The organism is Ruegeria sp. CDSC068 (assembly GCF_059610545.1).
Window position 1 is genome coordinate 758,172 of sequence record NZ_JBXWNV010000001.1, and the last position, 13,320, is coordinate 771,491.

At 57.3% G+C, this 13,320-nt stretch carries 10 protein-coding genes and 1 tRNA gene; 3 read left to right on the top strand and 8 right to left on the bottom strand.

Going from position 1 to position 13,320, the window contains the following annotated elements; all coding sequences use genetic code 11:
- Nucleotides 1–175: 175 nt before the first annotated feature.
- Nucleotides 176–1,243, bottom strand: coding sequence for a recombinase RecA (recA, locus tag AC2FID_RS03690; protein WP_108858591.1), 1,068 nt, complete (start codon nucleotides 1,241–1,243; stop codon nucleotides 176–178).
- A 192-nt stretch (nucleotides 1,244–1,435) separates the two neighbouring features.
- Between recA and AC2FID_RS03695 the strand changes: the two genes are divergently transcribed.
- Nucleotides 1,436–2,029 carry a sulfotransferase family 2 domain-containing protein gene (locus AC2FID_RS03695; protein WP_496835418.1) on the top strand — a complete coding sequence of 198 codons (594 nt, stop codon included), beginning with the start codon at nucleotides 1,436–1,438 and terminating at the stop codon, nucleotides 2,027–2,029.
- On the opposite strand, the gene AC2FID_RS03700 is transcribed toward AC2FID_RS03695, so the two are convergent.
- The 3 genes from AC2FID_RS03700 to guaB form a co-directional block, all read right to left on the bottom strand.
- Nucleotides 2,030–4,324 (bottom strand): ATP-binding protein, encoded by a 2,295-nt coding sequence (locus tag AC2FID_RS03700; RefSeq protein WP_496835446.1) that lies wholly within the window; start codon nucleotides 4,322–4,324, stop codon nucleotides 2,030–2,032. It lies immediately after the preceding gene.
- 104 nt (nucleotides 4,325–4,428) lie between these two features.
- Nucleotides 4,429–5,586 carry an RsmB/NOP family class I SAM-dependent RNA methyltransferase gene (locus AC2FID_RS03705; RefSeq protein ID WP_496754102.1) on the bottom strand — a complete coding sequence of 386 codons (1,158 nt, stop codon included), beginning with the start codon at nucleotides 5,584–5,586 and terminating at the stop codon, nucleotides 4,429–4,431.
- Between the two features lie 83 nt (nucleotides 5,587–5,669).
- Nucleotides 5,670–7,118 (bottom strand): IMP dehydrogenase, encoded by a 1,449-nt coding sequence (guaB, locus tag AC2FID_RS03710; protein ID WP_058271691.1) that lies wholly within the window; start codon nucleotides 7,116–7,118, stop codon nucleotides 5,670–5,672.
- 217 nt (nucleotides 7,119–7,335) lie between these two features.
- Between guaB and AC2FID_RS03715 the strand changes: the two genes are divergently transcribed.
- Nucleotides 7,336–9,378 (top strand): ASKHA domain-containing protein, encoded by a 2,043-nt coding sequence (locus AC2FID_RS03715; RefSeq protein ID WP_496835449.1) that lies wholly within the window; start codon nucleotides 7,336–7,338, stop codon nucleotides 9,376–9,378.
- A gap of 25 nt (nucleotides 9,379–9,403) precedes the next feature.
- The gene (locus AC2FID_RS03720; protein ID WP_496835450.1) at nucleotides 9,404–10,261 is read left to right on the top strand and encodes a class I SAM-dependent methyltransferase; all 858 of its coding nucleotides are present in this window, start codon (nucleotides 9,404–9,406) and stop codon (nucleotides 10,259–10,261) included.
- Between the two features lie 66 nt (nucleotides 10,262–10,327).
- Here AC2FID_RS03720 and AC2FID_RS03725 read toward each other — a convergent pair.
- From AC2FID_RS03725 to AC2FID_RS03740, 4 genes are all read right to left on the bottom strand, one after another.
- A tRNA-Gly gene (locus tag AC2FID_RS03725) sits at nucleotides 10,328–10,401 on the bottom strand.
- Between the two features lie 384 nt (nucleotides 10,402–10,785).
- Nucleotides 10,786–11,847 (bottom strand): methyltetrahydrofolate cobalamin methyltransferase, encoded by a 1,062-nt coding sequence (locus AC2FID_RS03730; protein WP_058277989.1) that lies wholly within the window; start codon nucleotides 11,845–11,847, stop codon nucleotides 10,786–10,788.
- A gap of 9 nt (nucleotides 11,848–11,856) precedes the next feature.
- Nucleotides 11,857–12,783, bottom strand: a complete 927-nt coding sequence (locus AC2FID_RS03735) for a methylenetetrahydrofolate reductase (RefSeq protein WP_282168274.1) — start codon at nucleotides 12,781–12,783, stop codon at nucleotides 11,857–11,859.
- A 26-nt stretch (nucleotides 12,784–12,809) separates the two neighbouring features.
- The gene (locus AC2FID_RS03740) at nucleotides 12,810–13,106 is read right to left on the bottom strand and encodes a virulence factor (RefSeq protein WP_496835451.1); all 297 of its coding nucleotides are present in this window, start codon (nucleotides 13,104–13,106) and stop codon (nucleotides 12,810–12,812) included.
- Between the last annotated feature and the right edge of the window lie 214 nt (nucleotides 13,107–13,320).

The following is a 13,320-nucleotide window of genomic DNA, read 5'->3' on the forward strand; positions in this document are numbered from 1 at the left end:
GATAAACCGGCCTTATATTTGAAGGGCTAGAAAACCCGTCAACAAGATCCGTACACACCAATAGTACAAGATCACCGTATGCAGAACGAGTTAAGGCGGCCACGCGGACCGCCTAGTTTCGAGTATTCTCAATTCTTGCAAAACCGGGGGATTTTTGCGGCCCCCAATTGGGCTGTTACGCCTCGAGGATGTCATCTTCCTCGGCAGAACCGGGTGGCATGTCGAACTCCAGGCCGTGCGCGGCCCGAATCTTGTCTTCGATATCCAGCGCAATGCGGCTGTTGTCGCGCAGGTATTGCTTGGCATTCTCACGCCCCTGCCCGATCCGTTCGTCGCCATAGCTGAACCACGAGCCCGATTTCTCGACCACTCCAGCCTTGACGCCGAGATCTAGCAACTCACCCATCTTGCTGATGCCTTCGCCATACATGATGTCGAATTCCACTTGCTTGAAGGGCGGCGCCACCTTGTTCTTGACCACCTTGACGCGCGTCTGGTTGCCGACAACCTCATCACGATCTTTGATCGCGCCGATGCGGCGAATATCCAAACGAACCGAGCTGTAGAATTTAAGCGCGTTACCACCAGTCGTGGTTTCGGGGCTGCCGAACATAACGCCGATTTTCATGCGGATCTGGTTGATAAAGATCACCATGCAATTCGAGCGGCTGATTGAGCCTGTCAGTTTACGCATCGCCTGGCTCATCAATCGGGCCTGCACGCCAACACTGCTGTCGCCCATGTCGCCTTCGAGTTCCGATTTCGGCGTCAAAGCCGCAACTGAGTCGACGACAACCATATTCACAGCGCCCGAACGCACCAGCGTATCGGTGATCTCAAGCGCTTGTTCACCGGTGTCAGGCTGCGAGATCAACAGTTCATCAAGATCGACGCCCAGCTTACGGGCATATTGTGGGTCCAGCGCGTGTTCGGCATCCACGAATGCGCACACACCGCCACGTTTTTGCTGTTCTGCAATGCAATGCAGCGTCAGCGTGGTCTTGCCCGAGCTTTCCGGGCCATAAATCTCAACAATCCGACCCATCGGCAGACCACCAATACCCAGCGCGATATCCAGGCCCAAAGACCCGGTCGAGCTTGCATCGATGTCCTGCTTGGCATCCTCGCCCAGCTTCATGATCGAGCCTTTGCCGAACTGCCGTTCGATTTGCGCCAGCGCGCTATCAAGCGCCTTTTGCTTGTCTGCGTTTTTCTTGTCGCTCATTGTCAGAAGATCCGCCATTGTCCTGTCGCCTTCTCTTTTGTCACACCCATGATCGGGCGGCAATCACTGCTTTGTTCGCCTCTTGTTCCTTATGGGACCAAAAAGAGAACATTTCAACTAAAACTTACAATACTTACTGTTCGGCAATTGTGTTAAAGAGTCGTTTACGCCAATCTGCGACTACTAAATTAGGCGGCGAAGGGCGAATAAATGCTTGTTTTCTATAAGGAACGCCTTGCGTTTCTGGCAGTTCCAAAAACAGGCAGCACAGCCTATCACACTGCCCTGAGCGCGCGGGCCGACTTTGTCGTCACCGGCCCGCCCGAATTGAAACATGCGCCTGTTCGCCGTTATGACAGGTTTTTTCAAAACATTTTTCGCAAAATGTATGACACCGAAATGGAAATCATGGCCGTCGTGCGCGAACCTATCGACTGGCTCGGCAGTTGGTACAAATACCGCAGCCGGGACGACCGCATTGGGCACCCGCATTCAACCCGCGACCTGAGCTTTGATGATTTTGTTCAGGGTTACATGCAAAACCCCCGCCCGGAATTCGCAGATGTCGGCAGTCAGAGCCAGTTTTTCCGCACCCGAAACAACGGTTTCGGTGCGACGCATGTTTTTAAATACGAAAATCAAGATAAGATACTAAACTTTCTTCAGGACCGGTTGAACATGGAAATCACCCTGCAGCGCGAGAATGTCTCACCAAAGCGCGACCTATTCTTGTCGCCGGAAACGGAAAAGAAGTTCCGCAAGCACCACGCCGAGGAGTTTTCCTGCCACGACGCGGCGCGTTAGTCAGTTCAGTTGGTTAAACACAGCCTCGGTCAACTGCGTCAAAGAGAATGGCTTGGGCAAAAAGGTGGAATTCGCAATCTCAGGGCCTGAATCGCCAAAGGCGCCTTCGGTATAGCCAGACATAAAGATCACCCGCACATCCGGGCGGGTCTCCATCGCTTTGCGCACCCAGGTTGGCCCATCCATGCCGGGCATGACTACGTCTGTCACGAAAGCATCCACATGCACCGACCCATCCTCCAGCAGGTGCAGCGCCTCTTCGGCGGACCCGGATTCGAGCACGGTGTAGCCCTTCAATCGCAATGCACGCGTGGCAAAGGCCCGGACCGGGGCCTCATCCTCGACCAGAAGAACCACGCCTTCACCCTGCCGGGACGTCGGGTTTTCCGGAAGGCTGGCGATATCCTGCTTGATTTTCTGCGGTTTGGTTGAAACCGGCAGATACACGGTAAATTCGGTTCCCTTGCCCTGAATGCTATCGACAAAGATGAACCCTCCGGTCTGCTTGACTATGCCGTAGACCGTCGACAATCCAAGTCCAGTCCCCTCACCGGTGCGCTTGGTGGTATAGAATGGCTCGAAAACTTTTTGCAGCTTGTCTGTTGGGATGCCCGTGCCACTGTCGATCACTTTAACGGTGACGTATTCGCCGGGTTGTACCGTTGCCCGGTCCCGCTGGAGCGGTTCGGTCAGAGACACAACTTCGGTCTCGATACGTACCTCGCCACCTTCAGGCATCGCGTCCCGTGCGTTCACGACCAGGTTCATAAAGACCTGTTCGAGCTGCCTTTTGTCTGCGCGCACAGGCTTAAGCACGGGATCATGACTTAACGTCAAGCGAACCTTTTCGCCGACCAAGCGGTTCAAAAGATGGATCAGATCAGAGATCGTATCCCGGAGGTCCAAAACCTCGGGCTGCAGGGTCTGCTTTCGCGAGAATGCGAGAAGTTGACTGACCAACGCCGCGGCCCGGTTTGCGTTCTGGTTGATCTGAACCAGGTCACCATAGTTCGGATCATTCTGATCATGCCGCAGCAGCAATAGATCGCAATGCCCAGAAATCGCAGTCAGAAGATTGTTAAAATCATGCGCCACGCCGCCCGCCAATTGCCCGACGGCCTGCATCTTTTGCCCCTGCACGAACTGAGCTTCCAGTGTCTTCAACTCGGTCGCATCATTCACGACAGCGATCAGACAAATCTGTCCCTTGCACGTCACTCGGTTCAGCGTGACCTGCACGAAAACCTCTTTATCCTGTCGTGACAGGCGCAGAAATTCCGACCGGGGAACGGCATTCTCTTCGGTCGCGATGCGGGTCAACCAATCCAAAATGGGATAGCCCAGCCCGTGCATGATTTCGGCCACGTTCGACTCTCCCGGCTGGATCTCTCCGATCAGCTTAATCGCCATCCGGTTCGCATCCAAAATTTCGCCTTCGGGGGACAAACACATCACCGGCACGGGCAGTTCAGCGAATGGGGCATCGCCCCCGGATGGGCCCGCAGATTTCATCGGCAACAAAAGCAGATCACGCACAGTGCCCGAGCGGGATAGCTCGGACACGGTCACGGGCACCTGCCCGTCCAAGGTTTCAGCAAGCGAGATTTCACCCGGTTGCGGGATGTCTTTGGGAAATATCCTACCCATATCGTCGGGCCTGTGACCCAGAATGGCCTCTGCCATTCCATTCACCCGCAGAATTGTCCCGTTCCGACCCTCTGTCAGCACCGGAACAGGGGCGTCATCCCATTGCCCGTCTTCATCCAGAAGGAACCGCCAGCAGAACACATCCTGCCCCACGCTGAACACCGAGATCGGGATTGTCGAGCCAACAGTCACGATATCTTCGCGGGCGCGTTCGTGGATTTCCGCGATGGATTGCAAGCGCAGCAGGATCGCTGCGGGATTAGCGAATCTGGATTTCAGGCAATGCTGCAATCGCGCACCTGGAAAAGCGTTTAACTGTGCCTTTGCACGTGTGTTCGCGCTCAGAATATCGCCATTTGCGTTGGCGATCACTGTCGGACTTAAGTCCTGTTCGGTGAAGACGGCCATCACTTCTGCCAAATTACGCGCCGCTCGGTCGGCCGTGACCCCCCGAAAAACAACCAGAAGGCCGGCGGACAACAACGACACACCCGCAACAACAAGACCCGTATTCCAGGCGGTCGGCAAAAGGTCTGTCAACGGTGTTAAACTTAGCAATGCGCCCAAAACAACGAGTGGCACAAGGCGCGAGAAGGCCGGTGTTTTTCTTGAGGTCGGCTCAGAAAAGATCTCTGCAATGTCGGACATTAACAACTCAGGTCAAAAGGCTTTGTCACACTCAGCCCGAATTTGGTTAACGCCCCCTTAAGGACAGCGGAAACTTCTACCTAAGGTTGTTATTCAATGACGCGCTATCGCGTCAAGTGCGACGTAAAGAACCCGTCTGCACCGTGTGTCACAAGCCACGACTTTCGCAGCGTTTCGGTCCAATCAGGATTCAGTTTCAGAAATCCGTCGACAATTTCGCCGTTTTCATCATCCAACATGGAACAGGTCGCATAGGCCAGAATTTCACCCGGTCCAACCAGTTGAGCGGCGGAATTCAGGATGTCGGACTGAAGTACATTCAGCGCGTTCAACCCCTCTTCGGACAGCGCCCACTTGCCTGCCGGGGCACGCCGCCACGAACCGCTGCCCGAGCATGGCGCATCCGTCAGGACAATATCGAACGGAGCCTGACGGGCCACATCTTCCGGCTGCAGGCAGGTTACACCCACACCAGCCCGTTTTGCCCGCGTCGGCAGATCGCGCATGCGCCCTGCGTTCACATCATGCGCAAAGACCTCGACACCCGAATGGGCCGCCAGAGCCAGCGACTTGCCGCCACCGCCTGCGCAATAATCCAGAACACGCAGACCTGGCTGGAGATCGAGCGCTGCGACCACGGCTTGGCTGGCTGCGTCCTGCAATTCAACCAGACCTTCGGAATAAGCGCGGCTTTGGGCAATTTTCCGGGCCCCTTCAGTGACCTCTAGGGCGGTTTCACACGCCGGATGGTCCTGCGCGCTGATCCCATCAACGGTCAAAGCAGCAATCGCACCAGCACGATCGGTTTTGGCAAGATTAGCACGCAAATGAACAGGTGCACGGGTTTGCAATACCTGTGCCGCCGCCTCTGCCTGATCCCCGAGCGACGTTTGAAAGCGCGGCCAGAGCCATTCGGGGATGTCGCACCGCTCGGCATCCGAGCTGAACGCGCGCGGTGCATCGGCGGCGGTTAACGGCTCTGGCGTATATCGTTCGCCTGTAAACAGCGCCTCTGGATCACCGCCGGTTGACCGGATCGAACCGATCATCAACCCGCGCCCGGTTTCTGCCCCGCCCAAGGCCGAGAAGGACCGTTTGCAACGAAGCGCTTCGAAAACGTGATCGCGCACGGCGGCCCGGTCTTTCGAGCCCGCAAACCGGCTGCGGCGCGCCCATCCTGTCAAAGCCTTTTCAACCGGTGCCCCTGCGAGGATATCATCAAGGATTTCAATCGAAGCCTGAACACGCGCTGCTGGGGTCATAAGATATTTCCGATTTCTCTGCTAAACCCAAAAAACGCAAAACGGCGCCCGCGTTGGAGCGCCGTGCTGCAAACTCTGTTGCGTCACATTACCCGGTAGTTCGGGCTTTCACGCGTGATCTGAACGTCATGCACATGGCTTTCTTTCAGGCCAGCGCCGGTGATTTTGACGAAGTTACAGTTCTTGCGCATTTCTTCGACCGTTGCACAGCCGGTATAACCCATCGCCGCGCGCAGGCCGCCGACCAGCTGGTGAACTACTGCACTGGCCGATCCCTTGTAGGGCACCTGCCCTTCGATCCCTTCGGGAACCAGCTTGTCGCTGGCCGCGTCTTTCTGGAAATAGCGATCCGCCGACCCGCGTGCCATGGCGCCAAGGCTGCCCATACCACGATAGGATTTGAACGAACGGCCCTGGTACAGGATCACCTCACCCGGGCTTTCATCCGTTCCCGCGATCATCGAGCCAACCATTGCACAGGACGCGCCTGCGGCAATGGCCTTGGCGAAATCGCCTGAGAATTTGATGCCACCATCAGCGATGACCGGAACATCTCCGGCAGCCGTCGCGCAGTCCATGATCGCTGTCAATTGGGGTACGCCGACGCCTGCAACCATCCGGGTTGTGCAGATGGAGCCCGGCCCGATGCCAACCTTGATTGCATCCGCCCCAGCATCGATCAGCGCCTTGGTGGCCTCGCTCGTCGCTACATTGCCCGCAATGATCTGGACCTCGTTCGAGAGTGTCTTGACCCGCCGCACCGCGTCCAGAACGCCCTGCGAATGCCCATGAGCAGTGTCGACCACGATGATATCAACGCCCGAATCCACCAACTGCTCGGACCGTTCGAAACCAGAATCACCAACAGAAGTCGCCGCAGCGACTCGCAGGCGTCCCAGCCGGTCCTTACAGGCGGTCGGGTTCAGCACGGCTTGCTCGGTATCTTTCAGGGTCAGCAGGCCTGTCAGCTTGCCCTCACCATCGACCACCAGCAGTTTTTCGATCCGGCGGGCTTTCATAAGGCTCTTGGCCTCCTCCAGATCTGCAGGTTCCTGCAGCATCGCCAGATTGTCCGAAGTCATCATCACGTGAACTGGCGTTTCGTCCGAGGTCGCAAAGCGCATGTCGCGATTGGTCAGGATACCCACGACGCGCCCGCTTTCATCGACGACCGGGAAGCCGGTAAAGTTATAGCGCTGCACCAGCGCCTTCGCGTCCGCCAGGGTTTGATTCACGCTCAGCGTGACCGGGTTGTACACGATGCCCGACTCAAATCGCTTTACGCGCCGAATCTCTCGGGCTTGCTCTTCGACCGTCAGGTTCTTGTGAACAACACCGATACCGCCTGCCTGCGCCATTGCGATGGCCATGCGCGCCTCGGTCACCGTGTCCATGGCCGAGCTGAGCAGCGGGATGTTCATCGTGATTTCACGCGTCACACGCGTGGCCGTATCCGCCGTCGCCGGCAGCACCGACGAGGACGCCGGAACCAATAAAACATCGTCAAAGGTAAGTGCCTCACGAATCTGCATCTGTTAACCCCATGCAAAAGCCCGTTTGGCGGTGACCCTATTACATGGATTTAACCTAAGGAAAAGCCCCTGACCTAAACTAGTTTCCCTTCGCTGGCCGATACCGCGGCAAAAAACGACGCAAGACGTTCAAAACGTGCCGCTGAATGGCCTTTCCCTTTGCGCACAAACCCATATCTTGCCGGGCATACGTGCGAATACAAAAGGCAGGCCAAAAATGACCACCGACCCCCTTGTTGTCTTTACTCCGTCAGGCAAACGCGGGCACTTCCCCGTGGGTACCCCGGTTCTGACCGCTGCACGGCAGTTGGGTGTGGATCTGGATTCGGTCTGCGGCGGCCGTGGGATATGTTCGAAATGTCAGATCACGCCCAGCTATGGCGAGTTTCCTAAACACGGCGTAACCGCATCCGAGAACGCGCTGAGCGAATGGAACGCGGTCGAACAGCGTTACGATGACAAACGCGGCTTGAAATCGGGCCGTCGTCTGGGCTGTCAGGCGACAGTTCAGGGCGACATCGTGATCGATGTCCCACCCGAAAGCCAGGTTCACCGTCAAGTTGTTCGCAAGGCCGCCACCGCGCGGGCCATTACGATGGACCCGGCAACCCGGCTGTATTTCGTAGTGGTAGAAGAGCCCGACATGCATTCGCCAACAGGCGATCTGGAACGGCTGGAACGCGCGCTGCGCGAGCAGTGGAACATTGACGCCATCACCGCCGATCTTTCGCTGATGTCCAAGCTGCAGCCCGTCCTGCGCAAGGGCAAATGGGAGGTCACTGTCGCCCTCCACAAAGGCCACAAGGATGAAGCGGCGCGCGTGGTCGAAATCTGGCCCGGATTGCATGAACATGGGCTTTATGGTCTGGCCATCGACCTTGGCTCGACCACAATTGCGGCGCACCTGACCGATATGGAGACCGGCGAGGTCAAAGCGTCCTCGGGCCTGATGAATCCGCAGATCCGCTTTGGCGAAGACCTTATGAGCCGCGTTTCATACTCGATGATGAACCCCGGCGGTGATCAGGAGATGACCAAAGCCGTGCGTGAGGCGATCAACGATTTGACCACCTCAATTTCTGAGGAAGCCGGGATTAGTTCCGAGCTGATCGTGGAAACCGTTTTCGTCTGTAACCCGGTGATGCACCATCTGCTGCTGGGTCTGGACCCGGTTGAGTTGGGTCAGGCCCCCTTTGCCTTGGCAACCTCGGAAAGCATGTCCCTGCCTGCGCGTGAGATGGACCTGACAAATATGAACCCGCGCGCGCAGGTCTACATCTTGCCGTGCATTGCGGGCCACGTCGGCGCCGACTGCGCCGCGGTGGCACTGTCGGAGGAACCGGGAAAGTCCGAAGACCTTGTGCTTATCGTGGACGTGGGCACCAACGCTGAAATCCTGCTGGGCAATACCAGCCGAGTCTTGGCGTGTTCCTCACCTACCGGCCCGGCATTCGAAGGCGCGCAGATCAGTTCCGGCCAGCGTGCCGCGCCCGGGGCGATTGAGCGCATCGAAATCGACCCTGTCACCAAGGAACCGCGCTTTCGCGTGATCGGGTCCGAAAAATGGTCCGACGAGGAAGGCTTCGATCAAGAGATTGCCACAAGCGGCATCACCGGCATCTGCGGCTCGGGCATTATCGAAGCGGTCGCCGAAATGCGCATCGCCGGATTGCTGGACGAAAGCGGCCTGATCGGGTCTGCAGATCAGACCGGCACGCCCCGTTGTGTACCCGAAGGTCGCACCCACGCCTATCTGATCCACGACGCCAGCGCCGAGGGCGGTCCGCGCATCACGGTCACGCAGGGCGATATCCGCGCCATCCAACTGGCCAAATCCGCGCTTTATGCCGGTGCACGCCTGTTGATGGATGAAATGAACGTCGACACGGTGGATCGCGTTGTGCTGGCCGGGGCGTTCGGCGCGCATATTTCGACCAAGCACGCAATGGTTCTGGGTATGATCCCCGATGCGCCCTTGAACAAAGTCTCAAGTGCAGGCAACGCGGCTGGCACCGGTGCGCGGATTGCCTTGTGCAACATTGGTGCCCGGTCCGAGATTGAGCGTGTCGTGCGTGAGATCACCAAGGTCGAAACGGCCATTGAGCCGAAATTTCAGGACCATTTCGTTGCCGCCAATGCCATCCCGCACAAGACGGATCCGTTCCCGGAATTGTCGCAAGTGGTCACTCTGCCCTCGCCCTCCTTCAATGCCGGTGGTGGAGAAGAAGGCTCTGGTCGCAGACGGCGCAGGCGGTCATAGTCACCCCTGACATAAGGGAGGCGACATGCAGATCGCAAACGAGGAACAGGCGGAATATTGGGGGAAATCCCCGTCTGGAGCAAAATGGCTGACCTGTGAGGACCAGCTGGATCAACTGATGGCCCCGGTCCTTGATCTGGTGCTAGAACGTGCCGGATTAAAACCCGGCATGCGTGTTCTGGATATCGGCTGTGGTACGGGTGCAAGCGCGATCGCCGCCGCACATTCCGTGGGGCCAGAAGGCCACGTTCTGGCTGCAGATGTCTCGCAGCCATTTCTGGACCGCGCATCGGCACGGGCATCCGATGCCGGATCGCAAAACATCACCTTCCAGTTCGCCGACGCCCAGACCTACGCCTTTGAAGCAGCGGACCGAGACACCATGATCTCGCGATTTGGGGTCATGTTTTTTGAGGATACGGTTGCCGCCTTTACCAACATGACCCGCGCGCTAAAGCCCGGCGGCACGATGACCTTTGCCGCCTGGGGGCCATTGCCCGGAAACCCATGGTTCAGAATGCCCCATATCGCGGCCTCGGAACGGCTGGGCACGCCGCCCAAGGTCGACCGGAATGCACCGGGCCCCTTGGCGTTTCATGATCGTGAGCGTGTTACCGGGTTGCTGGAAAAGGCAGGTCTAAGCAATATTCGCGCCGATTCTGTTAACCTTATGTTGGACTTTCAAGGCTCTTTGCTGGATTGCGCCGCCTTGTGTACCCGTGTCGGCCCCGCCGCCCGTGTTATTACCCATTTCGACGGTAAACCCGAAGACGTGACTGCGATCCAACACGCCGTCGCCGAAGCGTTTAACCCCTTTGCCAAAAATGGTGCGGTGCACATCCCGGCTGATATCAACCTATTTCAGGCGCGACGCCCGGAGTAAATGACCACAGACGTAACCACGCCCAAAGCGCTGATTTCTAAGCTTTTCCGATGACAAACTGAGTTCTGGAGCGGGTAGCGGGAATCGAACCCGCGCGTTCAGCTTGGGAAGCTGACAGGCTACCATTACATCATACCCGCCGCGTTTTTCACCGATATCACCAGAGGCTTATCGACTTCAAGAACCCATCATCGGAAAAGCGGCATCGCCTTGTTCCGTCCTGACACACCCCAACCTTCGAACAGGACAACGCACCTGGCTCCGTGAAATAGAAAAATCTTCTGCCTCAACGCCAGTTGCGCTTGCAGATCGACCAGCTCCTCGAAATTTTCTTTTTTCCCAAACGCTTGCTTAAGTCAGCGTCTGCCTGTGTTGGGCGATGATGTTGGCTCATCTTCGTACGTGACGACTATCGCGATATCGCCACTAATCTAGCGATCTTGTCAGGTTCCGGCGGCGATCAGCACCAATACGAAAAAAGGCCGGACACATGGTCCGGCCTTTTTTCTCTAGAAGTGATTGGATCATGCGCGACGACGACGCCCGCCACCACGACGGCCACCAACAGCGCCCGCTGCGCCGGCCTCTTCCGGGGATTTGTTGAACCGGATCCACTCACCACCATGCGGGTCATTATTGGTCAGCAGGTTGGCGGCACGGATGGCTTCCATTTCCTTACCGGCACGCGGTTTGGTCGAACCCAGACCGAACAGCTGACAGAAGGTTTCGTCATCCATGTCCGCAGGCAAAATGATCCCCTTGGCTTCGACCTCGGCCTTTTTCTCGGCCAACTTTTTGGGACCCACAGGCAGCGCCACCGGGTTCATGATTGCCGACGTCATGCCTGCGCCCATTGCCATCGGCAGGAACGCATTGTTGATCCCGTGGCGGTTTGGCAGACCAAAGGACACGTTCGAAGCACCGCAAGTGGTGTTTACGCCCAGTTCTTCGCGCAGGCGACGGACCAGCGCAAAAACCTGCTGCCCAGCGGTCGCCATTGCACCGATGGGCATCACCAGCGGGTCAACGACGATGTCATGCGCCGGGATACCGAAATCGGCGGCCCGCTCAACAATCTTCTTGGCCACTTCGAAGCGCACATCGGGATCTTCGGAAATACCGGTGTCATCGTTCGAGATCGCAACAACCGGCACGTTGTATTTTTTGACCAGCGGCAGAACCAGTTCCAGACGATCTTCTTCGCCGGTGACCGAGTTCAGCAACGGGCGGCCCTCGGCAGCTTCAAGACCAGCTTCCAGAGCGCCGGGAACGGACGAGTCGACACAAAGCGGCACGTCAACCAGACCCTGCACCAGCTCGACGATCTTGCGCATCAGTGGTGGTTCGGTCTCGTTCGGGTTGGGGTTCGAGTTGTAGACAACTCCTGCGTTGATATCCAGAACGGTTGCGCCTGCAGCAACCTGCGCCAGCGCGTCTTTCTCGACAGTCGAGAAATCGCCGGCTTCCAGCTCGGCCGCCAGTTTCTTACGGCCCGTCGGATTGATCCGCTCACCGATCACGCAGAACGGTTCGTCAAAGCCCAGAACGGCAGTTTTTGTTTTTGATTCTACGACTGTACGCGTCATGTCCGTTCCTTAGGAGTTTACAGGCTTTGCCGAAGCGCCGCCGTTATTGATGGCCCAGTTGGCGTTGGTCTTGATGCCGCCAAGCGGGAAGAAATGTACGTTGGTGATGTTGAAGTCCGGGTTGGCCGCTTTGTGGTTGGCCAATTCGGTGATCACGTCTGTGGGCTCATAAGGCAGCAACAGCTTGGACACGTCCATCGCACGCTTTTGCAGGACCTTCAGCGACGGGCCAACACCGCAGGCGATGGCAAACTTGATCAGCGTCTGCAGCTTGGCCGGACCGGCGATACCAATATGAATCGGAATATCGATACCAGCTTCTTTCAAACTGTCGGCCCATTCGATGATCGGTTTGGCTTCAAACGCAAACTGTGTTGCCAGCGCCATTTCGGCATCAGTGGTCTCGCTGAATTTCTGCTTCCAGCGCAATGCGTCGTCGACATTCTTAGTCGAGCCGTCGGGGTCGATATCCTTGTTGCCCTCAGGGTGACCCGCGACGTGCAGACGCTTGAAGCCTGCCTTGTCGAACAGACCACTTTCCAGCAACTGCATCGAGCTGTCGAAATCGCCATGCGGGTTGGTAACCCCACCGGCCAACAGCAATGCCTGATCAACGCCTGCCTCGCCCTGATACATCGAGATCCAGTTTTCCAAAGTCGCCGCATCCTTGATGATCCGCGCCGGGAAGTGCGGCATCACTGGATAGCCTTCGTCGGCGATCCGCTTGGCGGTTTTGACCATATCCTCGATGGGCGTGCCTTCGATATGAGCAATGTAAACGCGGGTGCCTTCTGGCAGCAGCGCGCGGAAATCTTCGACCTTTTCGGCGGTGCGCGGCATCACCTCGATCGAATAGCCTTGCAAAAAGGCTTCGACGGTCGGGTTTACAGGGCCGTTTTCGACCGCATCACGTTTCTTGAAGTTCAGCAAAGCCATTGCGGCCTCCCATAGATGTCTCGGGCTCATGCCCAACCGTCATTGGCGATCAGGGCTTTGATGCGGTCCTGATCGTATTCTGTTTCCAAACGCGTGGCTTCGGCCTCGGCAATCTCGGACGGGTCGCCGTCGACTACAAAGGGGGCCGCCTTGCGCCACTCGGCCAGATAGGCATCGCTATCCTTGGCGTTCACCTTCATGGCCGCGCGGTCGATGGCTTGTTCGAACCGTTCCTCCAATTGCCGCTTTGCGCCACGACGGCCTTTGCCGACGATGACTTGGGCGGGAATATCGCGCCAGTAAACAATGGTGACGTCAGGCATTGCGTTTGATTCCTCCTAACCAGATGGACCGGTTCTAAACGTCTATGTGGGGGCAAGTCGGTCGATTTTCGACACACGGCGCATTTCCAGCGACGTTTTTGCCCGCGATGGGATACCGGGGTTGTAACGAAGACTGAACCAAACGCGCATATCAAAATTCTCATCACTTTAATGAGCGTCTTGCACGACGCAATCGCCCGACCTATGGTCGGGG